The organism is Pseudomonas sp. OIL-1, assembly GCF_010669185.1.
GTDB lineage: Bacteria > Pseudomonadota > Gammaproteobacteria > Pseudomonadales > Pseudomonadaceae > Halopseudomonas > Halopseudomonas profundi.
The window spans coordinates 1,686,503-1,712,456 of sequence record NZ_CP048629.1 but is presented as its reverse complement, the minus strand read 5'-3'; the positions used below and the strand labels follow the sequence as shown (position 1 = coordinate 1,712,456).

Sequence of the window (25,954 nt, the reverse complement as noted above, 5' to 3'; positions counted from 1 at the left end):
TCCAAATGACGCCATGCGGCGTTGCGGGACTTGGCAAGGGAACAACCATTACCTGCGTCCCGCGCCTTGCCTGGCGACATTTGTCACAGCAACGCGGCTCGTGATGAAACGTCAACAGACCCTAGTAACCCGTATTGTGGATACATCCTTCATGTCCCGGTTTTTCTCGCTTTCCGTCGGCCTGCTGCTGGCTTTCCTAGTCACGTTCGCTGCTCCTCTGCATGCCCAAGACGCACTCACGGGGGCCATCGAATCCCTGCGCACTGAGATCCAGGCGCTCGATGAAGCCTCACTGGGCGAAGCGGAAAAAACCGAGCTCCGCGACATTTACCAGCAAACACTGACGCATCTGCAACGGACCGAGAAACTGACCGAGCAGCTGGCCGAGCTCCAAACGCAGAAGCAAGAGGCGCCCGCCCGCATTCGCAGTGCGAGACAGGAGCTGGAAGACATTGAAGTCGAGGATCTCGACAAGATGCGCGCCAGCTTCGAGGCCAGGGAACTCGGGGAGCTGGAGAGAGCCCTGGGCGAGAAAGTGGCTCGCATGTTCAATGCGCAGAATGAGCTGACCGCCATCAACAGCGAGCTGATCGCGGCGCAAACCCGGCCGGAGCGAACGCAGGCCAGCATCTCCAAGAATCAGACCCGCGAAAACGAACTCAACGACCAGATCCGCGCGCTGCAGCGGCAGGGTGAGACGCCAGTAAACCAGGCGCGCATTCGTTTGCTGCGCGCCGAACAGCAGAGCCTGCACTATTCCAGCGACCTGCTGCGCCAACGTCTCGCAGCCAACAACCTCCTTCAGGATCTGGCCGCCCAGCAGCGCGACCTGCTCGCCCAGCAGATAAGCAGCTTCGAGGTCGAAATTCAGATACTGCAAGACGTGATCAATGAAAAGCGTCGCAGCCAGTCCGAGCAGACAGTCACCGAAGCCACCGAACAGGCATTACAGGCGAGCAATCATCAACTGCTAAGCGACCAGGGCGCGATTAATCGGCAGCTGAGCGAAGAACTGTTGCGCGCCACCACCCAGGTAGGTGAGCTCACCCGCAAGGGCATCCAGACCAAGCAGCAGGTCGACAGCCTCGGCCAGATTGAAAGCGCACTGGAACAACAGATCGACGTACTGGAGGGTAGCGTACTGCTGTCACGCATCCTGCATCAGCAGAAGCAGGCCCTGCCCAGTGTCCGCTATGACGCAACCCTGGCCGACCAGATTGCTGATCTGCGGCTACGCCAGTTTGAGTTGAACCAGCTGCGGGATGAGATTGTTAATCCCACTGCCTACCGCGACCGCTTGATCAACCGTCTGCCGGAGGAGCAGCGCGAAGAGCTGCGTGATGAGTTTGAAGGTCTGGTGAGCAGCCGGATCAGCCTGGTCGACAAGCTGAGTGACAACATCAACACCCTGCTAAGCCTGGCCATCAGCGTGCAGATCAACCAGCGCCAGATTGAAAAGCTCAGCGATGATCTGGAGCGACGCATCGACGATCAACTCTTCTGGGTTGCCAGCAACCGCCCGGTGGACCGCGCCTGGCTGCTCGATTTACCGCGCAAGGCGGCTGAACAGTGGAATGTGATCGAACCGCTGGTGCAGCTTAAAAAGCTCGGCGACATCCTGCTCGAGCATATTGTCTGGCTGGTCCTGCTGGGTCTGTTGCTGGGCTTTTACAACTGGCGACTGCCCGCGTTGCGTGAACAGTTACGCAATCTGCACGAGGATGTCGGACATTTCCGGCGCGACAGTGTGCACCACACCCCGCGCGCATTGATGCTGACGGCGTTGACCATCATCCCGGTGCCGATGGTGCTGGTTTCCGTGGGCCTGTTGTTGAGTCTGGGTGAGGAGCCGGCTATGCCCGCCCTGGGCCAGGGTCTGAGTGAACTGGCGCTGGCCTGGTTCATCATTCATCTGCTGTATCGCGTATTCGATCCGCAGGGCATTGCTACCCGGCACTTCCGCTGGGAGCCCGCACAGGTATCGCGCCTGCGCCGTCTGACGCGCCGCGCCGCATGGATTCTGTTGCCGCTGGTGCTGGTGGTCGCGACAGGTGAGATCCTCCCTGAGCAGATTGGCGACGACGTCATGGGCCGCCTGTTCATGCTGGTCGGCATGGTGGGCCTGGCCTGGCTGTTGGGGCGCATGATGCAGCGCAGCGAACCGATCTATGATTCGCGTGTATTGCACCTGCTGGCTGCCCTGATTCTGACGCTGGCACCTTTGGCGCTGGCCGGGCTGGTGGCCTGGGGTTACAACTACACGGCCATAAAACTGGCTGACCGGTTCATCAGCACACTCTACCTGATCACCATCTGGATGCTGTTCGAAGGCACAGTGGTGCGTAACCTCAACGTCGCCGGACGTCGCCTCGCCTATCAGCGCGCGCTGAGCAAACGTCAGACCGCTGAACAGCCACATGATTATCCGGAACCGGAAGCCACCATTGACGTGCCCGAGATGGACATCCAGCAGATCAACCAGCAGTCGTTGCGCCTGGCCCGTCTCGGCCTGACCATCATGTTCAGCGTGCTGGTGTATTTCACCTGGTCCGATCTTATCAGCGCCGCCTCCTACCTCGAGTCGGTGACCATGTGGGAATACAACGCTGGCACCGCCGACAACCCACAGATGGCGCCCATCAGTGCCGGCGATCTGCTCGGCGCGCTGACTATCGTGGCGCTGACCTTCACCCTCGGCCGTAACCTGCCAGGTCTGCTGGAAATGCTGGTGTTATCGCGCATGGAACTGCGTCAGGGCAGCAGTTACGCCATTACCACACTGCTCAGTTACACCATTGTCAGCCTGGGCATTTTCTTCGCTTTATCGGCGCTCGGCGTGAGCTGGAACAAGCTGCAATGGCTGGTCGCCGCGCTGGGTGTTGGACTGGGCTTTGGTTTGCAGGAGATCTTCGCCAACTTCGTGTCCGGCCTGATCATCCTGTTCGAACGCCCGGTGCGCATCGGCGATGTGGTGACCATCGGCCCGCTGTCCGGCACGGTGAACAAGATACGTATTCGGGCGACGACCATTACCGATTTCGACCGCAAGGAAATTATCGTCCCCAACAAGACCTTCGTCACCGAGCAGCTGATCAACTGGTCACTGGACGACACCATCACCCGGGTGTCGCTAAAACTGGGTATTGCTCACGGCGCTGATCTGGCCAAGACCAAGGAACTGCTGATGCAGATCGCCGATGACAACCCACGGGTTCTCAAAGACCCTGAGCCCATGGTGCTGTTTCTGAATTTTGGCGATCACCGGCTGGAACATGAACTGCGTATCCATGTGCGCGAGTTGATGGACCGCAACTTCGCCATTGATGAGATCAACCGGGAAGTCGACCGGCAGTTCCGCGAACACGGCATCGTTATCGCCTACCGTCAACTGGATATCAACCTGCGCAACAGTGACGGTCTGGAACGCGTGATAAACAGCCGCACGCTGGCGGCCGGACCTGCACAGCAGGCCGCCAACGGTGACACGCAGCCAGTGAGTATTCATGAGATGCCGACCGCTGGCGCCGCAGACCAGTCACTCCCGAATCAGCGCGGGCCGGATGGCGCCTGAGGTACCGAACGGCACATTCGGATACGCTTGCAGCAGCCGGCTTGCCCACTGCAGAATACCGGCTGCATCAATCATGAGTCCGCCCCATCATGCCCAGAGCTTCCGAATTGAAGAAAGGCCAGATCGTGCAGATCAATGGCCAGCCCTACATCGTCTCGACCATTGACGTGAAAAGCCCGTCCTCACGCAGTGGCACCACGCTGTACAAGATTCGCTTCAATCATGTTCAGACCAAACAGAAACTCGATCAGAGTCTGACTGGCGATGACATGCTCGCAGCCATCGATTTCCAGAAGCGTGCCGTTCAGCTTCTGTACCAGGACGCTGACGGTTACACCTTTATGGATAACGAGGATTTCAGCCAGTACACCCTCAATCCTGAACAGCTCGAAGAGCAGATCCCCTATCTGGCTGAAGGCATTCAGGGCCTGTTCGGGCTGATCGTCGAAGGCAACATGGTCGGCGTCGAGCTGCCTGCCGTGGTGGAAATGCCCATCGAGGAAACACCCCCGGCTATCAAGGGCGCCTCAGCCAGCGCGCGCACCAAGACCGCCCGCTTTGCTACCGGACTCGAAATCCAGATCCCCGAATACCTCGCCACGGGTGAAATCGTCCGTATCAATACTGACACCGGCAAGTTCATGTCCCGGGCCTGAACGGGCCAGGCGCTGAAAAAGGAGAACGACCATGAGCCAATCCCCACTGATCATCGACCCACCGGGCAAGGCAGACGCCTGCGTTATCTGGCTGCATGGTCTGGGCGCTGACCGGTACGATTTTGTGCCGGTGGTTGAAGCTCTGCGGTTACCGCCAGGGCACGGCATCAGATTTATCTTTCCGCAGGCCCCGACCCGGCCGGTAACGATAAACAATGGTTTCCCGATGCCCTGCTGGTTTGACATTCTCGGCCTGTCACCCGCACGCATCATCAACACTGAGCAAATGCAGGAGTCGGTGAGCACGGTGCTCGAACTGGTCGAGCAACAACGTGATCAGGGCATTGCGCTGGAACGCATCATCCTCGCGGGGTTCTCCCAGGGCGGCGCAGTGGTATTGCAAGCCGCGCTGCAGAGTCGCCTGCCGTTTGGGGGCCTGATGGCGCTGTCTACCTATGGCCCAACGCTTGAGACGTTGTTACAGGATGCCTCTGCCGAGCCGGTACTGGACATCTTCTTCGCCCATGGCCGCTACGATGATGTGCTCCCGGTGCCGATGGGACGCGACGCACATGATCGTCTCGCAGCCCTTGGCCACGCTACCCATTGGCATGATTACGACATGTCACACGAAGTGTGCCCCGAAGAAATCGTGCACATACGTAGCTGGCTGACGCAGCGTCTAGGGCTCTGAGACGCGCTTGCCACACACAAATTAAAAGACGGACTTTTGCCGGGCACCCATTGACAAGGTGCCCAAGGCTTCGCTAAGCGTCGGGCTTGCTTTACACTGGCCAATTATTATCCACACGCCAGATCGAGAGACGCCTGTGCTCAAAGCACTAAAGAAGTTGTTCAAACCCGGAGAGACGCCCGCGCCGCATGCCGAGTCGGCCAACGCAACATCCCAGACCGCACCGGTAACCCGCCAACCCAAGCCGGCGGCAGACACCGAAGCCTCCGCTTCGCCCAGGTCCAGACCCAAGCGGAGCACCGCGCCACGTCCCCGCCGCCCATCTGCACCCGTCGAAACCAGGCCCTGGTCGCTTGCAGACTTCGCCGTGGAGCCGATGGAAGGCAAGACTCGTTTTCATGATTTCCCGCTGCCCGACAGCCTGATGCGCGCCATCAGCGAACAGGGTTTCAGCTACTGCACGCCGATCCAGGCTGCGGTGCTGGGCAACACCTTGAAGGGCCATGACGCCATCGGTCGGGCACAGACCGGAACCGGCAAGACCGCTGCGTTTCTTGTTTCGACCATCACCCAGCTGCTGGAAACACCGCCGCCGGATGAGCGTTTCATGGGCGAACCACGGGCATTGATCATTGCACCGACCCGCGAGCTGGTCATGCAGATAGCCAATGATGCCGAAGGCCTGACCAAACACTGCTCGCTGAATGTCATGGGCTTTGTCGGCGGTATGGACTTCGATAAACAGATCCGCCAGCTGGAAAAGAGCTATTGCGACATTCTGGTTGCCACACCGGGGCGCTTGCTGGATTTCTGCAACCGCGGCGAAGTCCATCTGGACCTGGTAGAAGTGTTGATCCTGGATGAAGCCGATCGCATGCTCGACATGGGTTTCATCCCGCAGGTACGCCAGATCATTCGCCAGACTCCACGCAAGGGCGACCGACAGACACTGCTGTTCTCCGCCACCTTCAGCGATGACGTAATGAATCTGGCGCAGCAATGGACCGAAAATCCGGCTGTGGTCGAGATCGAACCCGAACGTCCCGCCTCGGAAAACATCACACAGAAGGTTTATGCCGTCAGCGGCAAGGACAAGTACACTCTGCTCTACAATCTGGTAACTCAGCTGGAGCTGGAGCGGGTCATGGTATTTGCCAACCGCAAGGATGAGGTACGCCGTATCCAGGAGCGGCTGGTCCGTGACGGTATAAACGCCGCCCAGTTGTCCGGTGATGTGCCGCAGCACAAGCGGGTCCGCACGCTGGATAACTTCCGCGATGGCAAATTACGGGTATTGGTGGCCACCGATGTCGCGGGACGCGGGATTCATATCGATGGTATCAGTCATGTAATCAACTACACCCTGCCGGATGATGCAGAGGATTACGTGCACCGCATTGGTCGTACCGGCCGCGCCGGGGCCAAGGGCACCTCCATCAGCTTTGCCGGGGAGGATGATGCATTCCAGGTGCCGCCTATCGAGGAGATGCTCGGTAGCAAGCTGGAATGTCTACCGCCTGAAGAGAAGTACCTGAAGCCTGTGCCGCGCCGCAACCAGACCACCGAGGAAAAAGCCGCCAGCGATGCCAACGAAGCAGAGCAAGGAGCTGCAGCTGCGGCCAATCGCAAGCGTTCAAGGCCTTCAGAGGATAGACAGCGCAGGCGTTGAGACAAAAACAAGGCGTCCTGCGGACGCCGATCGCGGCGGGTCGCCCCTCCCACAAATGATCCGAGGAGCTTCCCACCTCCTCCAGTGGGAGGCGCGATCGGAACGCCGAACCGTCGCGGCGATCTGGCCGATAGGCCAGCCCAACTTCGCCAGCCCGCTCGGGCCCTCCAGCGAACAACCAAGGCCCAGCCAAACACCACCCAAATTCAACCTCGCCCTCCAATATAGCGCGCCAACGCAACGGCTGAACATCACCGCCTGTCAATTAACCGCTTAATTTCACAAACACGCTTCAAGTGCTTGTGAATGTCATCTTTCCTGCGCTATACACAGATTAACCGACCGGAAGCCTGACGGTGATCCCATGATACTGACAGGCTCCCCAGAGTCGGCCCTACGGACTGCCAGGTGCAGATTCGGCGCCTGATACAGCCACGTATATTCGGCCTGCGAGGTGATGGCATATGGAAGCGTCCGGACCAACCCGACACTCCTACTACGTCCTTGATACCAACGTCCTGATACACGATCCCAATGCGGTTTTGAACTTTGAAGAACACCACGTCATCATCCCGATGACTGTTCTGGAAGAACTCGACAAACTGAAGTCCGGCAAGACCAGCACAGCAGCAGATTGTCGCCAGGCCATACGCCAGATAGATCACACGCTGGCAGATTCTCCCCCCGACCTGGTTGAACAAGGCGTTCCCATCCAACGCGGTAAACTCGGCAACATCGGCACCCTCGCAATACTCATGGACAAGGCACCCATCCCCTCCCACTGCCTGCCCAACGACATCAACGACAACAAGATCATCAATCAGCTCTGCCAGCTTCAGCAGCGCCATCCCGACAACCGCATCGTACTGGTATCCAAGGACATCAACATGCGCCTCAAGGCGCGCGCATGCGGTATTGATGCCGAGGATTACCAGACCGACAAGTTGCTCGACGATATCTCGCTCCTTGCACGCGGCTATCACGAGATCGAAGGCTCTTTCTGGGATGGCGTAACCAAGGTCGAAACCCAGCAGCGTCTGGGCAAGACCATGCACCAGGTGGAACTCAACGCGCCGATCCCGGGCCTGCACATCAACGATTTCATCATTGATGGTCAGGGCTTCGTCGGCTGGGTGAGATCCCGCGAGGGCGGACGGCTGATGCTGCAGGATCTGCATCAGGAGCCGCTACTGCATCAGGAGGCCTGGGGTCTGCGACCACGTGATGTGTTCCAGTCGCTGGCGATGCTGGCATTACTCGACCCGGACATCCACCTGGTCAACCTGACCGGAGCGGCCGGTTCGGGTAAAACCATTCTGGCGCTGGCGGCCGCGATCGAGCAGACCATGGTCAGCAAGACCTACCGGCGTATCATTGCCACCCGCAGCATCCAGGGGCTGGACGAGGACATCGGTTTCCTGCCGGGCACCGAGGCGGAAAAAATGGAGCCCTGGCTGGGCGCCATCACCGATAACCTGGAAGCGCTGCACATGGACGACGAGTGCACCCACGGCAGCGTGGATTACATCCTCGACCGGGTGCCGCTGCAGTTCAAATCACTCAACTACATCCGCGGGCGCAGTTTTCAGCAAAGTCTCATCATCATCGACGAGAGCCAGAATCTCACTCCGCATCAGGTCAAGACCATCATTACCCGCGCCGGCGCTGGCTCAAAGGTTGTCTGCCTCGGCAATCTGGCGCAAATCGATACACCGTACCTGAACGCTACCAGTTCAGGGCTCACCTACCTGACCGAATGCTTCAAGGACTTCCCCCACGGCGTGCATATCCACCTGCAGGGCGTGCCCCGCTCGATCCTCGCGGAATACGCCGAGACACACCTCTGAGGAAAACATCACTGCAAGTGCCGGGGTACCCCGGCCACTTGCGGGCTCGCCCCCAATAGTCAGGCACTATCAACTCCATAAGCGCTGATCGGCTCCTTCTTGCGGCATAATGGCCGCATTATGCGATTAGGAGCTGTCTGTCATGTTGATGGTGATTTCCCCTGCCAAGACCCTGGATTACGAAACCCCGCCCTCGACCGAGCGCCACACGCTGCCGCGGCACCTTGAGCACAGCAAAGAACTGATCGAGATCCTGCAGGACAAATCCGTGCAGGACATCGCCAAACTGATGAAGTTGTCCGACAAGCTTGCCGCGCTCAACGTCGCCCGCTACGGCAGCTGGAGCGAGACATTCACTGCGGAGAACAGCAAGCAGGCGCTGCTGGCCTTCAAGGGTGAAGTATATACCGGGCTGGCGGCCGAGGATTTCAGCGAGGCGGACTTCGATTTCGCCCAGAAACATCTGCGCATGCTCTCCGGTCTGTACGGCACGCTGCGTCCGCTGGATCTGATGCAACCTTACCGGTTGGAGATGGGCACCAAACTGGCCAATCCGCGCGGCAAGGATCTCTACGCATTCTGGGGCGAGCGCATCAGCGAATCCCTGAACCAGGCCCTCGCCGAGCAGGGCGACGACATATTGCTGAATCTCGCTTCTCAGGAATACTTCGGTGCGGTGAAGCCCAGAGCGCTGAAGGCCCGGGTGATCGACACCGTGTTCAAGGATCGCAAGAACGGCGAGTACAAGATCATCAGTTTCTATGCAAAGAAAGCCCGCGGCCTGATGGCCCGCTATGTCATCAAGGAACGCGTGACCGATCCGGAAGGCCTGAAGGATTTCGACCTGGACGGATACCGCTTTGATCCGGCCAGCTCGTCGGCATACAAGCTGGTGTTTCTGCGTGAAGAGCAGCGTTAAAAATGAAACGCGCTGCACGACTCGCGGCGCGTACCCGTACCCTACTAACGGTTGCTCAGGCGGCTTCAGCCGGAGCCGACCGAAACACCAGATAAGCCGCCAGCGCCTGCTCCGGCGCTTCGACCTGCGGATAGTGGCCGATGCCGTCCAGCAGCACGGTATCAGCCCGGGTGATCAACTCACGGTAGCGCGCCACCATATGCGCGCCGGACACCGGGTCCACCGCGCCGTCGATCACCCGCATGGGCACGCTGGTGCGTTGCATAGCGCCGACCCAGCGCTCGCGGTGCACCTTGCGCTCGGGCATATAGCGAATCAGCCGGTGCATGACTGCCGGCCCGTTGTTATAGGCATACGTTCGACCGAATGGCTCAAACATCAAATCCCGGATTGACCCGCTGAATCTTGCGCAGCAAAGCTGGCCAGGCGATGCCACTGCCGGCGCCACGGGTGACCTTGCGCATGCTTTCCACGGCACCGTCGAGGATTGTTTGCGAAATAGTGGTCAACTCGCTACCGCCGGCCTGCGCGGCGACCTGAATTTCGCAGCAACGCTGCAGCGTGTACATGGTCAGGAAGGCATCGGAAATGCTGCGGCCGCAAGTCAACAGCCCGTGGTTACGCAGCACCAGGTTATTGGCGCGGCCGAGGTGGGCCTGCAGTCTGCTCTTCTCTTCCTCGTTCAACGCCACGCCTTCGTACTCGTGGTAAGCGAGGCTGCACAGGACAAACAGTGCCTGCTGCGAAATCGGCAGGATGCCTTCCTTCTGGCAGGAGACACCCACGCCCTCCGGCGTATGGGTATGCAACACGCAACCTGCTTCGTGACGCACCTCATGTACCGCGCTGTGGATGGTGAAGCCGGCGGGGTTGATCTCGAACGGCGACTCCATGAGCTTGTTGCCCTGCAGATCGATTTTCACCAGGCTCGAGGCGGTTATTTCCTCGAACATCAGCCCGTAGGGGTTGATCAGAAAATGTTCGGTGCCGGGGATCTTTGCCGAGACGTGGGTGAACACCACATCATCCCAGCCATACATGGCAATCAGTCGGTAGCAGGCCGCCAGGTCTACCCGCGTCTGCCATTCTTCGGCGCAGACCTGCGACTTCACATCAAGACTTTGAAGGGACTGGATTGCGTTCATGCGTCATTCCTCTTGTTCACAGAAGCCGGGCGCCGGATGGCGTCTTGCGGCATACTCGCGATTATTAACAGTAGCAGGAGTCTAGAGGGTGACAGCAAAGAGGACTGTCAAGCGGATGACAGTGTCCGGCGGCGCGGCGGGCCGTTACGAAGACCTTATACAACGCAATCGCTGGCTGCGTGAGCTGCCGGCCGATGGGCTTGAGGATATGCTCGGTCTGGCGCGCGTGCGCACCCTCGGCGACGGCGAACGCCTGCATGCCAAGGATGACCCACCCGACGGGCTTTACGGCGTGATCAGCGGCGCAGTGCGAATCAGCAGTACCGGCGCCGATGGCCGTGAAGCCTTGCTCACGGTGCTCAGCCCGGGGAGCTGGTTCGGCGAGATATCGCTGTTTGACGGTCTGCCCAGAACCCACGATGCGCATGCCAGCGGAACCACCGAACTGCTAATGATCCCGCGCCAGGGCTTTCACCAACTGCTTGAGCGGCGTCCGGAGCTGTATCCGCATTTCATGCGCCTGTTGTGCCGGCGGCTGCGTCTGTCCTTTGCCATGCTTGAAGACAGCGCATTACTGCCATTGCCCGCGAGACTGGCCAAGCGATTGCTGACCCATGCGCATTCCTATGGTGAGACCCGCAATGAACACGCCTTGCCGTCCATTCAGCTATCGCAGGAGGCGCTAGGGTTGATGCTCAACAGCTCGCGCCAGAGCGTCAACAAGCTACTCAAGCGCCTGGAACAAGCCGGCTGGCTGCAAATCAAGTATGGCGAGATCATCATTCTGGATGAGCCGGCACTTACCCGACTGGCCGTGGGCAATGCCACGCTTGAGGAAGCCGAATAGCGCCGGTCAGGCGCTTTTCAGGTGACTGATGAACTCATCCAGCCAGGGCAAGGCGTCGGTTTCCGGCGTAACGGTCTCGCTGGCGTCCAGCTCCAGCATCGCGATCGCCTCCCGGCCCTGCAATTCCTGTAACAATTCCCGAACCTGCTGACCGCCCTGGCAGAACGTATCACCGTAGCCAGCGTCCCCCAACGCAATCACGCCGAAAGGCACGCCTGTCAGTAGGGGAAACCGGTCCTGCATTTCCACATAGAATGGCATCAGGCTGTCCGGAATTTCGCCCATGCCGGTGGTCGAGCAGACGACCAGCAGCGCATCAACCGCAGCGCCAACCAGCGTATCGACTGTCGGTTGCTTGATGCGGGTTATCTGCAGCCCGGCCGCTTCACAGTGTGTGGCTGCTTCATCGGCAACCAGATCCGCCGTGCCGAAAACCGAACCGCTTATTATCCCCAGGTGCATCGCTCCCCCTGTCGCTGTATGGAAAACGCGCATTATGCCGTAAATCGGATGCCCGGTCGCACCAGCCCTCCCGGACAAGGTATGGTAATATCCCCGGCCGATGTAATGACCGGCTGTATCAGCCGTGTAGCCGACGCACTGCAGGGAGAAAGGCAATGAGCAACAGGACGACTGTTGTCATCACAGGAGGAGCGCAACGCATAGGCTTGCACTGCGCGCAACGCCTCGCCGAAGACGGCTTCCATGTGATCATTACCTGTCGCCATTTGCGCGCGGAATGGCAGACGACTCCCTTGCAGGGTATCGATGTCATCCAGGCGGACTTCTCCACGCGTAACGGCATTCAGGCGTTTATCGATGAACTGACAACGCGTGCGATCCGGCTGCGGGCGCTGATCCACAACGCCTCGCTGTGGCTTGGCGATGATCAGCCGGACGCGCTGGAGCAGATGTTCATGGTGCATATGCAGGCGCCGTATATGCTGAATAACGCCTGTGCCAGCCTGTTCGAAGCCGGCAAGCCTGCCGACATTATTCATATAACTGATGACGTCGTACGCCGCGGCAGCGCCAGGCACACTGCCTACTGCGCGAGCAAGGCAGGGCTGGAATCATTGACGCTGTCCTTTGCCGCGCGGCTGGCGCCGGACATCAAGGTCAATTCGATCGCACCGGCGCTGATCATGTTCAACCAGCACGACGACGCAGCGTACCGCGCCAAAGCCCTGGGCAAATCTGCCCTGGGTATCGAGCCCGGACCCGACGTGGTGTATCAGTCCGTCCGCTACCTGATGGACTCCCCCTATACAACCGGTACCTGTCTGCAGCTGAATGGCGGCAGGCACCTCAAATGATTGAATGAGAGCACCTCGATGAGCCTCGAAAAACTGACACAGAACTACCACGAGATCCTCACTAACCTGGGCGAAGATCCCCAGCGCGGCGGACTGAAAGGCACCCCCCAGCGTGCAGCCAAGGCGATGCAGTTCCTCTGCCGTGGCTATGAACAATCCCTGGACGAGATCGTCAACGGCGCCCTGTTCGAATCTGACAATGACGAAATGGTGATCGTCAAGGATATCGAGCTGTACTCGATGTGTGAGCATCATATGCTGCCATTCATTGGCAAGGCCCACGTGGCCTATATGCCCACCGGCAAGGTCATCGGCCTGTCCAAGGTGGCGCGTATCGTCGACATGTATGCGCGCCGGTTGCAGATCCAGGAAAACCTCACCAGGCAGATCGCCGATGCCCTGCAGCAGGTCACCAGCGCCGCCGGCGTCGCTGTCGTCATTGAAGCCAAGCATATGTGCATGATGATGCGCGGCGTGGAGAAGCAGAACTCCTCCATGCACACCTCCGTCATGCTCGGCGCGTTCCGCAGTTCCGGAACCACCCGGCAGGAATTCCTGCAGCTGATCACAAGGTAGGGATTTTATGGCTACGCTAACTCCCGGCCTGGCGCGCATCCGCATCAAGGATCTGCGCTTGCGCACGTTCATCGGCATCAACGACGACGAAGTACGCAACCGCCAGGACGTGCTGATCAACGTCACCATCCTCTACCCGGCGACGGGGGCGGTGCAGGTCAACGAGATCGAGCACGCGCTGAACTACCGCACCGTGACCAAGGCGCTGATCAGTCACGTCGAGGAAAATCGATTTGCCCTGCTCGAGCGCCTGACGCAGGAACTGCTGGATATTGTCATGCAGTACCCGCAGGTGCAGTACGCCGAAGTGGAGGTCGACAAACCCCATGCGCTACGCTTTGCCGAGTCGGTTTCGATTACGCTCAGCGCCGCCAGGGAATAACGGCCAGGATGGCCGAGACGGCGATCCGAGGCCTCAATCTGTTACCTCAAAAGAAGCGCTGGCGAGTGATTGCTGCCCACACAGTCCGTCAGTATCATCCGAGCAAGCACGCCCTGACCTATCCGGAGTAGAACCATGACGAAGCAAGAGCGCCTCGAAGTAGAAGCCGCAGCCTTCCGTAATCTGGTGAGCCATCTGAACAGCCGCAAGGATGTGCAGAATATTGATCTGATGACCCTGGCCGGGTTCTGCCGCAACTGCCTTGCCAAGTGGTACAAGAACGCCGCCGATGATATGGATATTTCCATCACGCCCGACGAAGCACGCGAGGCCATCTACGGCATGCCCTATGCCGAGTGGAAAGCCAGGTATCAAAAGGACGCGACGCCCGCCCAACAGGCCGCATTCGACCAATCAAAACAGGACAAGGCATGACTCCGGCAGGCTTTCTCGCGCAGCTCGGCACACCGCAGCATCAGTTTGCCGATACCCTCGCGTTCATCGATGAACACTATGATTACCAACCCAGCGCCTTCGATAACGGCGCTGTTCACAACACTGCCGAGCAGAACCAGGGTTCGTGCAAGGTGCTCGCCATGGCGCTGGACATGGGCCTGAGCGATGAACAGGCCCTGCAGTGCTTTGCTGAGCATTATCGTTCAGTACTGGCGGACCCTGATGGCGACAGCCATGCCAATATTCGTGCCTTGATGCAGCAAGGTCTTGCCGGCGTCTCCTTCGAGCGCCAGCCGTTGAGCCGGCGCTAAACCGACACGGAGTCCGCATGGCGGTCAAGCAGTTGTTACCCGCCGGAGATTTTCCGGCGCCTGGTTTATTACGTCGCATTGCCAGTGCCTTCTATGATTTCCTGCTGAGCCTGGCGATGATCATGGTTTTGACGCTGACCTACCAGCAAGGCGTTCTGCGACAGATATACGGCCCAGATATCTTGCAAAGCATGTCTGAATCCGGGGCGCTCGATCAGGATCCTATCCTCAGCATCATCATGCTGCTAAGCCTGTTGGCGTTCTTTGGTCTGTTCTGGACGCTCAAGGGGCAGACCCTTGGCATGCAGGTCTGGCGCCTGCGCGTGCAGCAGCCCGACGGCCGTTCGATTACCTGGAAGCAGGCGGTGATCCGCTTTGCAGTCGCCATTCCGGCCTGGTTGTGCGGCGGTCTGGGTGTACTCTGGGCGCTGTGGGACAAGGACGGGCGCAGCTGGCAGGACATCGCCTCCGGGAGCCGTCTTGTACTGCTGCCCAAACCGCCTAAAAAAACCTGAACTCTTTCTTGTCCTTGCTGCGGGGCGGCGCCTGCCGCGCCTTTACTGACGCGCCGACAATCCCTCCAGTACCTGTCGCATGGCGCGCCAGTGGCTACCCTCCCAGAACACGCGCCTGCATTGGTCGCACGTAAGGAAGTGTTCGTGACGCTCCCGTACGCGTTGAGGCAGCTGGTCGAGCACCTCCTGTTTTGGAATGCTTCGCAGCGGCCTGTTGCAATCCATGCATAACGTGAACGGCCGCGCTGCGGACGCCAGATCGAGCCGTTCATAGAGTTCCTGTAACTGCACAGCGGGTTTGAGCGCATGCACAAAGCAGCCATGGGCAACGGCCCGCCGCTTGAGCAGCTCGCGATCGCGGGTCAGCAAGATGCGTTGCTCCGCGTTGGCCAGCTCGGCAATTGCCGCATCGGCATATTGGTTGTCGTACAGCGTATCGAACCCCGCCATGCGCAGCATCCGGGCCAGCCCGCCAAGATGCGAATCGGCCACAAAGCGCGGCGCACCGGGCGGGCGCGGCGCACTTACGCTGATGTCAGTGATATCCAGCGACTCGAACTTGGGATAAAGGGCTATTCGGTCGCCCTCGACAACCATCCGCTCAAGGGCCGCCGGCTCATGGTTGGCAATAACCAGGGCGACTTCGGTATGGGGCACGCCGAGCGCTTCAATCATGTGCTTGATTGTCGACCGCTCGGCACAGGTGATATTGAATGCGCGCCCCCGCTGATCGCGGGGCAGAAAGCGGTCCAGTTGGGCATAAAAACGAAACGTTGCACGGGTCATGGAATAACTATGGCAGCGTCAAGTCGCTCCTGCTCGGGCATCCGACGACTGTCAGAACATCCTCTGCGGGCCGTAGCGGCGGTGGGCATTGGAGCGCTACAGTAGCCTCAGCACAATCATCTGCACTGATTGCAGTGAGCCGAGCACGCTCGTTCGCGCCGCTGCAGAAACGGGAGCCCCGCTTGGATCTGTTATTTCTCGGCACTTCATCCGGTACGCCCACCCGCTCGCGCAACGTGAGTGGACTGGCCCTGACCGAAGCAACCGGCAAGAACTGGTACCTGATCGACTGCGGCGAGGCCACCCAGCACCAGCTCCTGCGCACGCCGCTTACTCTGCACACCCTGCGCGCGATCTTTATCACCCACGTGCATGGCGACCATTGCTATGGCCTGCCCGGCTTGCTGGCCAGCGCTGGCATGTCCGGCAGAACACAGCCCCTGGACGTCATTGCACCGGAAGGCATAGAGCAATGGATTGCGACGACACTGCGCATGAGCCAGACCTACCTGCCCTTCGAACTGATATTTCATGCCACTGAAACCCTGGGTGAATGGCGTAACAACACCCTGCGCGCCGAAGCCGTGCCCCTCTCGCATCGCGTGCCCTCCTACGGTTACCGCTTCACCGAAGCCAGACCTGATCCACAATTGAATACCGACAAGCTGGATGCCGAGGGCATTCCCCGCGGCCCGTTATGGGGTCAGCTGGCACGCGGTTTTGACGTGGAATATGAAGGCCGCACGCTACACAGCGATGACTACCTGATTTTCAACCGTACACCCCGACGCATCGTCGTGGGTGGCGACAACGACAAACCGGCGCTTCTGGCCCAGGCTTGCGAAGGGGCTCAGGTATTGGTCCACGAAGCCACCTACACTCAGGCCGTTGCAGAAAATGCCCGAGCCGATTTCGGTCACAGCACCGCGGCTGCGGTCGGCGCCTTCGCCGAGTCAGCCGGGATGACCAATCTGGTGCTGACGCATTTCAGTGCCCGCTACCAGGCCAATCCGACGCGCAGCCCATCCATCGAAGATGTCCGCAGCGAGGCGGTAACGAGCTACTCGGGGAATCTGTTTCTGGCGAAGGATTTTGCGCGGTATCGACTGACCACAGATGGCAAGCTGGGCTTGGTAGAGGGCTAGAAGCTGGAGGCTGGATTTGGGGCGTCCTTCGGACGCCGTCGCGGCGACGCTGGCCGAAGGACAGCAGCCTGGGGTTTACCAACAGGCTTTGAGCAAGCCCTACCCTTACTGCCGCTGATCAGTGAAAATGGCGCCCCAGACGGCCCGTCGCCATAATGGCCGGCCTCGCCGCTCCCACTGCGGCACTTCTTCCATCCACGATATAAGCAGCCCATGTCCGAAGCCACCGCTACAGCCGCTACTGCGCCAGTGCCCGCCAACTCACGTTCACGTGTCATGCTGGCAAGCCTGGTTGGCACCACCATCGAGTTCTACGACTTCTACGTATACGCAACCGCTGCCGTGCTGGTATTCCCGCACCTGTTCTTTCCGCCAGGCAATGAAACGACTGCCCTGTTGGCCTCCTTTGCAATCTTCGGCGCGGCGATGATCGCCCGCCCGCTGGGCGCGGTGTTCTTCGGACACCTGGGCGACAAGGTCGGCCGAAAGACCACACTCATCTATGCCCTGCTGACCATGGGTATCGCGACCTTTCTGATCGGGCTGTTGCCGACCTACCACAGCATTGGCTGGTTTGCTCCGCTGGCGCTGGTCATTCTTCGTCTGGCTCAAGGTTTCGCTATCGGCGGCGAGTGGTCCGGTGCCGCGCTGGTCGCTACGGAAAACGCACCTGCGGGTAAACGCGCGCTGTTTGGCACTTTTCCCCAGCTGGGGGCGCCCCTGGGCTTCATCATCGCCAACGGTCTGTTTTTGGCCGTCGCAGCGATGCTGCCGTCGGATGATCCGTCGCGCCCATCCGAAGCCTTCCTCGATTGGGGCTGGCGGATTCCCTTCCTGTTTTCTGCGGTAATGGTGCTCATCGGCTTGTGGATTCGCCTCAACCTTGTGGAAAGCACTACCTTTACCAAGGCGGTTTCCTCCGGCAAGGTCGTTAAGCTGCCTCTTGGTGAAGTCGTACGCAAGAACTGGCGCGAGCTGATTCTCGGCACCTTCTACATGCTCGCTACCTACGTCCTGTTTTATCTGATGACGACCTTCTCCCTGAGCTATGGCCGCGCGCCGATCAATCCGGCACCAGACCAGCTCTCGGGGCTTGGCTACAGCTACAACAACTTCGTGCTGATGCTGATATTCGGCGTCGTGTTCTTCGGCATTTTCACCCTGCTGTCTGGCCTGTTGGCGGACCGGTGGGGCCGACGCAAGACGCTGATTTGCGTGACCCTGGCCATCATCCTGTTCGCTTTGCTGTGGGTGCCCCTGCTGTCGATGGGCTTTGTTGGCGTGATGCTCTGGCTGGTGCTGGGCTTCAGCCTGATGGGCATGACCTTCGGCCCGATGGGGGCATTGCTTCCCGAGCTGTTCCCGACCAATGTGCGTTATACCGGCTCGGGCATTTCCTACAACATATCATCCATCCTCGGTGCCGCAGTGGCCCCCTTCATCGCTGTCTGGCTATGGAGTCTGGGCGATGGTAGTCCCTTCCTGGTGGGCGTTTACCTTGCCTCGATGGCTGCCATTACCTTGCTCGCGCTGGTCATCGGCAAGGAAACCAGGAACGTCGATATCAACGCCTGAGCGTAACCCCGGCCTGCCTTGCTGGGGCAGGCCATGTTTATCTCCCGTTCCTCCCTACCGCTATCAAAACTCTCAGCGCATCACAATCCGGTGGCTGTGTCATGAGGGTGAGTGGCGTTTGAGCCCGCCCAGAGCTATGGTTTATCGGTGCCTTCGCTCGTTCAGGTTGGCTGCAAAATACGCCCGAAGCCTGCCCGAAACGTTCAGGAGAAAGTCGATGGACACATCAGTAAAATCACTGCTGCTGGGGACCTGCCTGAGCCTGGCTGCCGCAACGGCGGGCGCCCTGGAAGTAGGCGACATGGCCCCGGACTTCGCATTGCCCGGCTCGGATGGCGAAATACATCGGCTGGCTGACTATCGTGGCGAGCAGGCCGTGGTGCTTGCCTGGTTTCCGAGAGCCTATACCTCAGGTTGTACCATTGAATGCAAATCCCTGGCGGAAAATGGCCACCTCATTCGCGAGTACGACGTGACCTACTTCATGGCGAGCGTCGACCCACTGGCAAAGAACAAGGGCTTCGCGGCGGAAACCGGCGCCGATTTTCCGCTGTTGAGTGATGAAGACAAATCGATCGCCAAGGCCTACGACGTGCTGCACATGCTGGGCTTCGCCAAGCGGCATACTTTCTATATCGGAGAGGATGGGCGGATTCTGAAAATCGATACCGAGGTAGAGCCCGCGACTTCAGCCGAGGACATGGCCGCTACGCTGGGCGAACTGGGCGTGGAGCGCCGGACAAACAAGACGACCGCCAGCGCACCCTGATCAGTCTTCAGCGATGATCTAATAGCTCTTGTAGGGCAGGAACTTGCCGGACATCACCACATTCACCCGGTCGCCTTTGGGATCAGGCTGACGTTGTATGTCCATGGAGAAATCAATCGCGCTCATGATGCCGTCGCCAAACTCCTCATGTATAAGCTCCTTGATAGTCGTACCGTACACATTGACGAGTTCGTACCAGCGATAGATGAGCGGATCAGAGGGCACTGCGGTAGGCAGTGACCCTTTATAGGGCACGATCTGTAACCAGGCGACCGCCTCATCGGTCAGCTCGAACAACTCCCCCAGCGCTTGCGCCTGCGCCTTGTCGAAGGTCATCTGGCCAAGACAGCCCGCCGTCACGAACTCCTTGGACAGCCCCAGCATTTCAGCTGCATCGCGCCAGCGCAGGCCTTTGCGGACCTTGCTGGCAAGGATCATGGCGGTCACTTCTTCCCGACTCGAAATCATGTTGCGCTCCTCAGTTAGCGGTGTGATCCAACCCGGTCAGCCTGCAATGACTGACGGGTATGGGCTGAGCAGCAATTAATGGGCCACAGATCTGCGAGGTGGGCGCGACCGTCACACTCTGATCAGGCTTAACGGCTCATCGCATTCAGATTGGCACTGTCGCGGATTACTCGCTCGCCGACAGCAAAGGCATCTGCCCGGGAGGTTCGCACCCGCGTCAGACTGCCATCTTCGGCCTGGATCACATATAGCGTCTGATCGAGCCCCGCCGCCTGCTGAGCTTGCGCGCCACCGAAATAGCCAAGACCGCCGCCTACCAGAGCGCCTATCGGACCGCCCACCGCGCCGCCGACCATGAACCCGGTGAGCCCTCCGAATCCGCCGCCCACCATGCGGTCGGTCCTGGTCTCTACTACTTGGTCTGCCTGAACCAGACTGCTCGACAACAACATAGCTGCAGCGACCGATAAAATTGATTTCTTCATGAACGTCTCCCCGAGATTGATGTGCCGAGTTAACAGTCATGAAGCGTGCCAATCTGAAATTTGATATTAATCAATGCATTAAAACCTCCATGGTTCTAGCGACCCGACACCATGAGGGTGAATAAACCCATTCATCGGGTACAAACAACCCGCCCATACTATCCATGGGCGAAAAATGCGGACTCAGAACAAAAAAAGGGCTGACCGTGTGACAGTCAGCCCCTTCTCTCACGCGTGAGAGTTCAGATCACTGGATGCCCTTCTTCTGAACCTCCCAGTCGCTGCTGGTACAGAGTGTGCAATCCGCGCCGTAGAACATGGTCTCAGCGTTCTTGTCGCCCATCAGGTGGTAGCGATACCACGCAGTGGAAGGACCACGATAACCGCCGCCATTGAAGGCCGGAACAAAGTGGCTTGCGCCCTGCAGCTCACCCCAGAACACCGGTACGTTGGCGTTGTTGAAAACGGGACGGCCGTTAGCCGCAGAGCCGGCCAGGGTATCGGCGCTGCCCGTCATCAGGAACATCGGACCGTTCTGGTTGGACTGCGACGCTCTGCGGTGACCCAGGCCCAATACGAACGGCTGGAAGGGTGCGGTCGCGGTAACGCGGCTGTCCTGACCGGCCATGATCGAACCGCCGCCGCCCTGTGAATGGCCGGAAGAACCAACAGCATCCAGGTTCAGCTTGCCGGCATAGGTGCCGGAACCGCGGCCATTCTGCTCGACCAGATAATCCAGACAGGCGATCATTTCCTCGCCAGAACCGGCGTTGGTGGTATTGGCAGCGGCGACTACGAAACCGTGACTTGCCCAGTGATTAAGCAAGGCGGAGTAACCGCTCGGAGGGGTGCCCGTGCCGTTGCCCCAGAGAATGACCGGATGCTTCAGATCGTTTTCGCCAAGCGTGCGGGGTCGATAGATACGGCAGCTCGGGCCTTCGCCAGCGTTCGTTGTAGCGAAAGAGCCAGAGGCTTCGAAGTTTCCTACTGACGGAAATCCGGACTCGACTGGCTGGTCACCGCCTGGATTACCAGGATTACCAGGATTGCCCGGGTTGGCGGCGTGGGCGCCAGCGGCAAGTACAAGGCCTAGAGCCAAAGTGCTGAGTTTCAATAAGGGTGAGTTCATTATCGCCTCTGAGTTGGGTTTCATGAGTTGAGCTCAATGGCGGGACCAACAACAGCGCTCATCGCGGAGCAGAAAGTAGCGGATAACGAAGGCGGTTTATCTCACCCGATTGGGTAAATGATAACTGTTCCTGGTTTATATCATATTGATATCAAATGGATTTTATGCGGGCGGGGCCGGATGTGGTTGCAGAAGTCTGATTGGCGCCGAGACAGCTATCGTATTAGCTGGTCTGGCAGCCAGATCGCGGTGACGCTTGGCTTTCCGAGCCCCCTCCTACAAAAATTCACCGTTGAAGATGATTTTTTGTGGGAGGGCCGACCCGGCGCGATAGCAGCCACTCCAACTATGCAGAACCCGCCAGACTCACCCCGCCCGACGAATCAGCACTACGCCCATCATTACCAACACCAGAATCGGCAATAACACCGCGATCAACGGCGAAAACCCGAACACAAGACTCGATGGCCCAAGCAGATCCTGAACAATCCGGAAGCTGAAACCCACCAGAACCCCGGTGAACACACGCTGGCCCAGCGTGACCGAACGCAGGGGTCCGAAGATGAAGGATATCGCAACAAACACCAGCGCCGCAGTCGTGACCGGCTGGAAGACCTTCTTCCAGAACGACAGCCAGTAGGCGTTGCTATCCAGCTCCTGCTCACCAAGATATTGCTGATAACGCCACAGACCGCTGATCGGCAACACGTCTGGATCGAGCAGTACCACTCGTAGGAGCTCATGGGACAGCCCGACATCCCAGCGTTGCTGCTCCAGCGTATCAACCTCGCTCAACCCGGTTTCAAGAAAGCGGGTCAACCGCACGCCTTCAAGCAGCCAGTCATCCTCATGGACAGTCGCACGGGCGGCAAAGCTGGACTCTTGCAGCTCGCGCTCTTCATTGAATCGATAACGGGTAATGCCATACAACTGGCCGTCGGGTTGAACGGCATTGATATGAATGAAATCATTGCCTTCCCGGTGCCATAACCCCTTCGACTTGATCGCCTCACCACTGCCGACGGCAATGGCGCGCCGGCTCTCGGCCAGGCTTTCGGTGTAGGGCGCCACATATTCACCAAGCAGCACGCCGCCCAGCATGACTACCACCAGAGGCTTCATTACCGCACCGATGATACGTGCAACCGATACCCCCGCAGCGCGCATCACAGTCAACTCGGAATTGCTCGCCAGCGTACCCAGCCCCACCAGACAGCCGACCAGCACCGCCACCGGCAGCAGGTCATACAACCGGCGCGGCAAGGTCAACACAACATAGCCAAGCGCCTGCACCGCGCCGTAACCGCCTTCCAGATCTTCCAACTCGCCGATATAGGCGAACAGCAGATCCAGGCCGAGCACAATCAGCGACACCAGCAGCACGCTCGACAGCACCGAATTGCCGATATATCGATCAAGCCGCCGCATAGTTGTGCCTCCTGGGTGCGCTGCGGGCAAACAGCGAGCGGTAATTCAGCCCCACGCCAATCGCCAGGAACAGCAGATGCACCCACCAGAGCCCCAGCGCTGCAGGAATGCGCCCCGACTCCATCCAGCCACGCGCACTGATCAATAACGCCAGATAGGACATGTACAACAGGACCGCAGGCAACAATTTGAGGAAACGTCCCTGCCGCGGATTGACTCGCGCCAGCGGCACGGCAAAGAACGCAACGATCGGCACCAGAAGCGGTAACGCGATACGCCATTGCAGCTCGGCGCGGGTACGCAGATCGGGATCGCCTATCAGCTGCCGGGTGGGTATCGCTTCACGATCGGTGATTTCGGTCACCACCTCCGGCTTGGGCAGCAGCACGCCATAGGTCTCATATTCGACCCGACGGAAGTCCGCCTGCCCCGGCGTACCGTCATAACGATAGCCGTTATTGAGCACCAGATAACGACTACCGTCCGGGTTCATCTGTTGGCGGCCGCCCTCGGCAATCAGCACGCCGATATTGTTATCGGTGCCCGAGCTCGACTTCTCGGCAATAAACACCTGCTGCAACTCGGTGCGGTCGTCCGACAGGCCGCCGGCATAGGTCACGCGCTGTGCATCCTTGCCCACCGACTGGAATCGCCCGGCCGCCAGGGTATCGAATTCGGTCATGGCGTCCTGTTCATTGAACAGCTGCTGGGTCTTGACCACACCCGCCGGCGCGACCCACAGGCTGAGCAGGGCCACCACCAGCGCCACCAGTAAGGCAGGGCCCTGGGTGTAGCCCAGAATCTTGCGGTCGCTGATGCCGGTTGCCGAGAGAACCGTCATCTCGCTCTCGAGGTGCAGACGCCCGTAGGCAAGCAGGATGCCGAGAAACATGCCCAGCGGCACGATGAGCACCATGAACCCGGGCAACCGGTAGGCCATGATGACAAATAAAACGCCGGGATCGAGTTGCCCGGCCGCGGCTTGCGCAAGATATTTGATGAAACGCCCGCTCATGATGATCAGCAACAGCACGCCGCTGACCGCGGTGAGCGTCATCAAGACCTCACGGCTTAAATAACGAAAGACAATCACAGTAACTTCCTTGGCTCCAGGGCTTTATGGGCACACGGGAATAGGCCAGAATGCAGGGAAAGCACACCTGGTTGCAACACACGTCCAGCCTGATCTCAGGCTGGTAAAGGGCTGCATTATCAGTCAAACCACACGATTTGTCTTGAGGAGCACCATGGAGTTCAACGTCAAGCACGGCACACTGGAAACAATGAAAACCGGTTGCGTAGTGGTAGCCATCAATGAGTCGGGCAAGCTCGCCGGCGCGGCGGCGGAGCTCGACCGGGCCTGTGGCGGCCAGATCAGCCTGGCAGTCAAGCACGGCGACATCAGTGGCAAGCCCGGCCAGACCTTGATGCTGTTCGGTCTCCCGGGCATTTCTGCGCAGCGCGTGCTGCTGGCGGGATACGGTAAAGACGAAGAGCTGAACGACCGCAGCTTCCGCAAGCTGGTACAGAAAATCATTGCTGTGCTCAAGGACGGCGGTGCTACCGATGCCCTGTTTACCTTTGCCGCCCTGCCGGTCAAGCAGCGCGATCTCTACAGCCGCACCCGCCTGCTGGTCGAAACCGCGCGTGAAAGCCTGTACCAGTTCGACCAGTTCAAGAGCAAGAAGGCCACCAAGCCGCGCCTGAAAAAAGTCCTGATGTGGTCTGCAGACAAATCCGATGCCGATGCACTGACCCGCGGTGTTGCCCATGGCCAGGCCATCAGCGACGGCACCGACCTGACCCGTACCCTGGGTAACCTGCCCGGCAACGTGTGTACCCCGACCTTCCTGGCGAAGGAAGCCAAGGTCCTCGGCAAGCAGCACCCCGAGCTTGATATCGAGATTCTCGATGAGAAGGACATGAAGGCGCTGGGCATGGGCTCGCTATTGTCGGTCAGTGCCGGTAGCGCGGAACCGGCGAAACTGATCCGATTCAGTTACCAGGGCGGCAAGCCCAAGGATCAGCCCCACGTGCTGGTCGGCAAGGGCATTACCTTCGACACCGGCGGTATCAGCCTCAAGCCCGGCGCCGGCATGGACGAGATGAAATATGACATGTGTGGCGCGGCCACCGTGTTCGGCGTGCTCAAGGCGGCAGTGAGCATGCGCCTGCCAATCAACATAGTGGGCCTGGTTGCCGCCGCGGAAAACATGCCCAGCGGCACAGCAACCAAGCCGGGCGACATCGTCACCAGCATGTCCGGCCAGACCATCGAAGTACTGAATACCGATGCCGAAGGCCGTCTGGTATTGTGCGACGCGCTGACCTATGCCGAGCGTTTCAAACCGGCCAGCGTGGTGGATATCGCCACGCTCACTGGCGCCTGTATAGTCGCTCTTGGCAGCCACACGACCGGTCTGCTGGGCAACAACGACGAGCTGATCGGCAAACTGCTCGACGCCGGCAAGCAGTCGGATGACCGGGCGTGGCAATTGCCGCTGTTTGATGAATATCAGGAGCAGCTCGACAGCCCCTTCGCCGATATCGCCAACATCGGTGGACCCAAGGCTGGCACCATTACTGCCGCCTGCTTCCTGTCGCGCTTCACCAAGGCTTACCCCTGGGCGCATCTGGACATCGCCGGTACGGCATGGATCAGCGGCGGCAAGGAAAAAGGCGCAACCGGTCGTCCGGTGCCTTTATTGACCCAGTACCTGCTTAATCAGGCGCAGGTCTAAAAGCTGGAAGCTGGAAACTGAAAAGGTGAGCGAAAGCACGTCTGGATGGTTTCCGGCTTCTGGCACATTGTTGATCACCTGACGGCCATGACATGACCCGTATCGATTTCTATCTTCTGTCCAGTAACCAGCCCGCTGCGCGGCTGGATTACGCCTGCCGCCTGGCTCACAAGGCTTGGGGCAAGGGACACAAGGTGTATCTGCATTGCGCCAGCGAGGAGCAAGCCGGGGAGCTGGATAGCTTGCTATGGTCGTTCCGCGCCGACAGTTTTGTGCCCCATGGCTTGCATAGCGACCATCCGGATGAGCCGGTAGTCTGTGGCTACAGTGAGGATCCGTCGCCGCACCACGATCTGCTGATCAACGTGACCGATGCCACACCGCAGTTCTTCAGCCGGTTCAGTCGTCTGGCGGAGATAATCGTCGAGCATGATAGCGTTCGCGTTCCCGCCCGGGACCGCTTTCGCTTCTACCGCGAACGGGGCTATCCTTTGAGCTCCCATCCAATTCGCGTGGCGCAGTGA

General features: G+C 59.3%; 26 protein-coding genes and 1 pseudogene. 18 read left to right on the top strand and 9 right to left on the bottom strand.

From position 1 onward, the window contains the following. Window positions 1–151: 151 nt before the first annotated feature. The 6 genes from mscK (at window position 152) to yaaA (ending at window position 9,356) form a co-directional block, all read left to right on the top strand. Entirely contained in the window at window positions 152–3,571 is a 3,420-nt protein-coding gene (gene mscK / locus G3M63_RS08045; RefSeq protein WP_163982524.1) for a mechanosensitive channel MscK, read from the top strand. An 89-nt stretch (window positions 3,572–3,660) separates the two neighbouring features. After that, complete coding sequence (gene yeiP / locus G3M63_RS08040) at window positions 3,661–4,227, top strand: elongation factor P-like protein YeiP (RefSeq protein WP_163982522.1); 567 nt, start codon at window positions 3,661–3,663, stop codon at window positions 4,225–4,227. A 31-nt stretch (window positions 4,228–4,258) separates the two neighbouring features. Next, window positions 4,259–4,921, top strand: coding sequence for an alpha/beta hydrolase (locus G3M63_RS08035; protein ID WP_163982520.1), 663 nt, complete (start codon window positions 4,259–4,261; stop codon window positions 4,919–4,921). 136 nt (window positions 4,922–5,057) lie between these two features. Continuing rightward, window positions 5,058–6,590 carry an ATP-dependent RNA helicase RhlB gene (rhlB, locus tag G3M63_RS08030; protein ID WP_163982518.1) on the top strand — a complete coding sequence of 511 codons (1,533 nt, stop codon included), beginning with the start codon at window positions 5,058–5,060 and terminating at the stop codon, window positions 6,588–6,590. A 464-nt stretch (window positions 6,591–7,054) separates the two neighbouring features. Continuing rightward, complete coding sequence (locus G3M63_RS08025; RefSeq protein ID WP_150301241.1) at window positions 7,055–8,437, top strand: PhoH family protein; 1,383 nt, start codon at window positions 7,055–7,057, stop codon at window positions 8,435–8,437. A gap of 142 nt (window positions 8,438–8,579) precedes the next feature. Further along, the gene (yaaA, locus tag G3M63_RS08020) at window positions 8,580–9,356 is read left to right on the top strand and encodes a peroxide stress protein YaaA (RefSeq protein ID WP_163982516.1); all 777 of its coding nucleotides are present in this window, start codon (window positions 8,580–8,582) and stop codon (window positions 9,354–9,356) included. Between the two features lie 55 nt (window positions 9,357–9,411). On the opposite strand, the pseudogene G3M63_RS08015 reads toward yaaA, so the two are convergent. Both G3M63_RS08015 and G3M63_RS08010 read right to left on the bottom strand, forming a co-directional pair. Further along, window positions 9,412–9,708 (bottom strand): annotated as a pseudogene (locus G3M63_RS08015) (alpha/beta fold hydrolase); the annotation flags it as partial. Between the two features lie 19 nt (window positions 9,709–9,727). Further along, on the bottom strand, window positions 9,728–10,501 hold the full coding sequence (locus tag G3M63_RS08010; protein WP_163982514.1) for a class II aldolase/adducin family protein: 774 nt from the start codon (window positions 10,499–10,501) through the stop codon (window positions 9,728–9,730). An 88-nt stretch (window positions 10,502–10,589) separates the two neighbouring features. On the opposite strand from G3M63_RS08010, the gene G3M63_RS08005 reads away from it, so the two are divergent. Next, the gene (locus G3M63_RS08005; protein WP_150301244.1) at window positions 10,590–11,348 is read left to right on the top strand and encodes a Crp/Fnr family transcriptional regulator; all 759 of its coding nucleotides are present in this window, start codon (window positions 10,590–10,592) and stop codon (window positions 11,346–11,348) included. A 6-nt stretch (window positions 11,349–11,354) separates the two neighbouring features. Here G3M63_RS08005 and G3M63_RS08000 read toward each other — a convergent pair whose 3' ends face one another. Continuing rightward, complete coding sequence (locus G3M63_RS08000) at window positions 11,355–11,810, bottom strand: flavodoxin domain-containing protein (RefSeq protein WP_150301245.1); 456 nt, start codon at window positions 11,808–11,810, stop codon at window positions 11,355–11,357. A gap of 155 nt (window positions 11,811–11,965) precedes the next feature. On the opposite strand from G3M63_RS08000, the gene folM reads away from it, so the two are divergent. From folM to G3M63_RS07970, 6 genes are all read left to right on the top strand, one after another. Beyond that, the gene (folM, locus tag G3M63_RS07995) at window positions 11,966–12,664 is read left to right on the top strand and encodes a dihydromonapterin reductase (protein WP_163982512.1); all 699 of its coding nucleotides are present in this window, start codon (window positions 11,966–11,968) and stop codon (window positions 12,662–12,664) included. Between the two features lie 18 nt (window positions 12,665–12,682). Beyond that, window positions 12,683–13,240 carry a GTP cyclohydrolase I FolE gene (folE, locus tag G3M63_RS07990; protein WP_163982510.1) on the top strand — a complete coding sequence of 186 codons (558 nt, stop codon included), beginning with the start codon at window positions 12,683–12,685 and terminating at the stop codon, window positions 13,238–13,240. 7 nt (window positions 13,241–13,247) lie between these two features. Then, the gene (folX, locus tag G3M63_RS07985) at window positions 13,248–13,622 is read left to right on the top strand and encodes a dihydroneopterin triphosphate 2'-epimerase (protein WP_150301248.1); all 375 of its coding nucleotides are present in this window, start codon (window positions 13,248–13,250) and stop codon (window positions 13,620–13,622) included. Between the two features lie 135 nt (window positions 13,623–13,757). Further along, a complete protein-coding gene (locus G3M63_RS07980; RefSeq protein WP_163982508.1) occupies window positions 13,758–14,057 on the top strand; it encodes a DUF1244 domain-containing protein in 300 nt (99 codons plus the stop codon). After that, window positions 14,054–14,389 (top strand): HopJ type III effector protein, encoded by a 336-nt coding sequence (locus tag G3M63_RS07975; RefSeq protein WP_150301250.1) that lies wholly within the window; start codon window positions 14,054–14,056, stop codon window positions 14,387–14,389. The genes G3M63_RS07980 and G3M63_RS07975 overlap by 4 nt, the downstream gene beginning before the upstream one ends. Before the next feature lie 17 nt (window positions 14,390–14,406). Further along, window positions 14,407–14,904, top strand: a complete 498-nt coding sequence (locus tag G3M63_RS07970; protein WP_163982506.1) for an RDD family protein — start codon at window positions 14,407–14,409, stop codon at window positions 14,902–14,904. A 42-nt stretch (window positions 14,905–14,946) separates the two neighbouring features. On the opposite strand, the gene G3M63_RS07965 is transcribed toward G3M63_RS07970, so the two are convergent. Next, entirely contained in the window at window positions 14,947–15,690 is a 744-nt protein-coding gene (locus G3M63_RS07965; protein WP_163982504.1) for a Mut7-C RNAse domain-containing protein, read from the bottom strand. Window positions 15,691–15,872: 182 nt separating this feature from the next. On the opposite strand from G3M63_RS07965, the gene G3M63_RS07960 reads away from it, so the two are divergent. From G3M63_RS07960 to G3M63_RS07950, 3 genes are all read left to right on the top strand, one after another. Further along, window positions 15,873–16,835 carry a ribonuclease Z gene (locus G3M63_RS07960; RefSeq protein WP_150301253.1) on the top strand — a complete coding sequence of 321 codons (963 nt, stop codon included), beginning with the start codon at window positions 15,873–15,875 and terminating at the stop codon, window positions 16,833–16,835. A gap of 213 nt (window positions 16,836–17,048) precedes the next feature. Next, a complete protein-coding gene (locus G3M63_RS07955; protein WP_163982502.1) occupies window positions 17,049–18,410 on the top strand; it encodes an MFS transporter in 1,362 nt (453 codons plus the stop codon). Between the two features lie 217 nt (window positions 18,411–18,627). Next, the gene (locus G3M63_RS07950) at window positions 18,628–19,179 is read left to right on the top strand and encodes a peroxiredoxin (protein ID WP_163982500.1); all 552 of its coding nucleotides are present in this window, start codon (window positions 18,628–18,630) and stop codon (window positions 19,177–19,179) included. A gap of 18 nt (window positions 19,180–19,197) precedes the next feature. On the opposite strand, the gene cynS is transcribed toward G3M63_RS07950, so the two are convergent. The 5 genes from cynS to lptF all read right to left on the bottom strand — a co-directional run bounded on the left by cynS (window position 19,198) and on the right by lptF (window position 23,782). After that, window positions 19,198–19,647, bottom strand: a complete 450-nt coding sequence (cynS, locus tag G3M63_RS07945; RefSeq protein ID WP_150301256.1) for a cyanase — start codon at window positions 19,645–19,647, stop codon at window positions 19,198–19,200. A 128-nt stretch (window positions 19,648–19,775) separates the two neighbouring features. After that, the gene (locus G3M63_RS07940; protein ID WP_163982498.1) at window positions 19,776–20,132 is read right to left on the bottom strand and encodes a hypothetical protein; all 357 of its coding nucleotides are present in this window, start codon (window positions 20,130–20,132) and stop codon (window positions 19,776–19,778) included. A gap of 247 nt (window positions 20,133–20,379) precedes the next feature. Then, the gene (locus G3M63_RS07935) at window positions 20,380–21,261 is read right to left on the bottom strand and encodes an alpha/beta hydrolase (RefSeq protein ID WP_163982496.1); all 882 of its coding nucleotides are present in this window, start codon (window positions 21,259–21,261) and stop codon (window positions 20,380–20,382) included. Between the two features lie 366 nt (window positions 21,262–21,627). Continuing rightward, window positions 21,628–22,689 (bottom strand): LPS export ABC transporter permease LptG, encoded by a 1,062-nt coding sequence (gene lptG, locus G3M63_RS07930; protein ID WP_163982494.1) that lies wholly within the window; start codon window positions 22,687–22,689, stop codon window positions 21,628–21,630. Then, window positions 22,676–23,782, bottom strand: coding sequence for an LPS export ABC transporter permease LptF (lptF, locus tag G3M63_RS07925; RefSeq protein WP_163982492.1), 1,107 nt, complete (start codon window positions 23,780–23,782; stop codon window positions 22,676–22,678). The genes lptG and lptF overlap by 14 nt, the downstream gene beginning before the upstream one ends. A gap of 154 nt (window positions 23,783–23,936) precedes the next feature. Here lptF and G3M63_RS07920 point away from each other — a divergent pair, with 154 nt between their 5' ends. Both G3M63_RS07920 and G3M63_RS07915 read left to right on the top strand, forming a co-directional pair. Then, the gene (locus tag G3M63_RS07920) at window positions 23,937–25,430 is read left to right on the top strand and encodes a leucyl aminopeptidase (RefSeq protein ID WP_163982490.1); all 1,494 of its coding nucleotides are present in this window, start codon (window positions 23,937–23,939) and stop codon (window positions 25,428–25,430) included. 92 nt (window positions 25,431–25,522) lie between these two features. Continuing rightward, window positions 25,523–25,954, top strand: a complete 432-nt coding sequence (locus G3M63_RS07915) for a DNA polymerase III subunit chi (RefSeq protein WP_150301262.1) — start codon at window positions 25,523–25,525, stop codon at window positions 25,952–25,954.

What these genes read in the sequence shown, in the direction of transcription:
- mscK (WP_163982524.1), top strand. Translation starts at nt 152, where the DNA reads ATGTCCCGGTTTTTCTCGCTTTCCGTCGGCCTGCTGCTGGCTTTCCTA.
- yeiP (WP_163982522.1), top strand. Translation starts at nt 3,661, where the DNA reads ATGCCCAGAGCTTCCGAATTGAAGAAAGGCCAGATCGTGCAGATCAAT.
- G3M63_RS08035 (WP_163982520.1), top strand. Translation starts at nt 4,259, where the DNA reads ATGAGCCAATCCCCACTGATCATCGACCCACCGGGCAAGGCAGACGCC.
- G3M63_RS08025 (WP_150301241.1), top strand. Translation starts at nt 7,055, where the DNA reads ATGGAAGCGTCCGGACCAACCCGACACTCCTACTACGTCCTTGATACC.
- yaaA (WP_163982516.1), top strand. Translation starts at nt 8,580, where the DNA reads ATGTTGATGGTGATTTCCCCTGCCAAGACCCTGGATTACGAAACCCCG.
- G3M63_RS08010 (WP_163982514.1), bottom strand. Translation starts at nt 10,501, where the DNA reads ATGAACGCAATCCAGTCCCTTCAAAGTCTTGATGTGAAGTCGCAGGTC.
- G3M63_RS08000 (WP_150301245.1), bottom strand. Translation starts at nt 11,810, where the DNA reads ATGCACCTGGGGATAATAAGCGGTTCGGTTTTCGGCACGGCGGATCTG.
- folM (WP_163982512.1), top strand. Translation starts at nt 11,966, where the DNA reads ATGAGCAACAGGACGACTGTTGTCATCACAGGAGGAGCGCAACGCATA.
- folE (WP_163982510.1), top strand. Translation starts at nt 12,683, where the DNA reads ATGAGCCTCGAAAAACTGACACAGAACTACCACGAGATCCTCACTAAC.
- folX (WP_150301248.1), top strand. Translation starts at nt 13,248, where the DNA reads ATGGCTACGCTAACTCCCGGCCTGGCGCGCATCCGCATCAAGGATCTG.
- G3M63_RS07980 (WP_163982508.1), top strand. Translation starts at nt 13,758, where the DNA reads ATGACGAAGCAAGAGCGCCTCGAAGTAGAAGCCGCAGCCTTCCGTAAT.
- G3M63_RS07975 (WP_150301250.1), top strand. Translation starts at nt 14,054, where the DNA reads ATGACTCCGGCAGGCTTTCTCGCGCAGCTCGGCACACCGCAGCATCAG.
- G3M63_RS07970 (WP_163982506.1), top strand. Translation starts at nt 14,407, where the DNA reads ATGGCGGTCAAGCAGTTGTTACCCGCCGGAGATTTTCCGGCGCCTGGT.
- G3M63_RS07965 (WP_163982504.1), bottom strand. Translation starts at nt 15,690, where the DNA reads ATGACCCGTGCAACGTTTCGTTTTTATGCCCAACTGGACCGCTTTCTG.
- G3M63_RS07955 (WP_163982502.1), top strand. Translation starts at nt 17,049, where the DNA reads ATGTCCGAAGCCACCGCTACAGCCGCTACTGCGCCAGTGCCCGCCAAC.
- G3M63_RS07950 (WP_163982500.1), top strand. Translation starts at nt 18,628, where the DNA reads ATGGACACATCAGTAAAATCACTGCTGCTGGGGACCTGCCTGAGCCTG.
- cynS (WP_150301256.1), bottom strand. Translation starts at nt 19,647, where the DNA reads ATGATTTCGAGTCGGGAAGAAGTGACCGCCATGATCCTTGCCAGCAAG.
- G3M63_RS07940 (WP_163982498.1), bottom strand. Translation starts at nt 20,132, where the DNA reads ATGAAGAAATCAATTTTATCGGTCGCTGCAGCTATGTTGTTGTCGAGC.
- G3M63_RS07935 (WP_163982496.1), bottom strand. Translation starts at nt 21,261, where the DNA reads ATGAACTCACCCTTATTGAAACTCAGCACTTTGGCTCTAGGCCTTGTA.
- lptG (WP_163982494.1), bottom strand. Translation starts at nt 22,689, where the DNA reads ATGCGGCGGCTTGATCGATATATCGGCAATTCGGTGCTGTCGAGCGTG.
- G3M63_RS07920 (WP_163982490.1), top strand. Translation starts at nt 23,937, where the DNA reads ATGGAGTTCAACGTCAAGCACGGCACACTGGAAACAATGAAAACCGGT.
- G3M63_RS07915 (WP_150301262.1), top strand. Translation starts at nt 25,523, where the DNA reads ATGACCCGTATCGATTTCTATCTTCTGTCCAGTAACCAGCCCGCTGCG.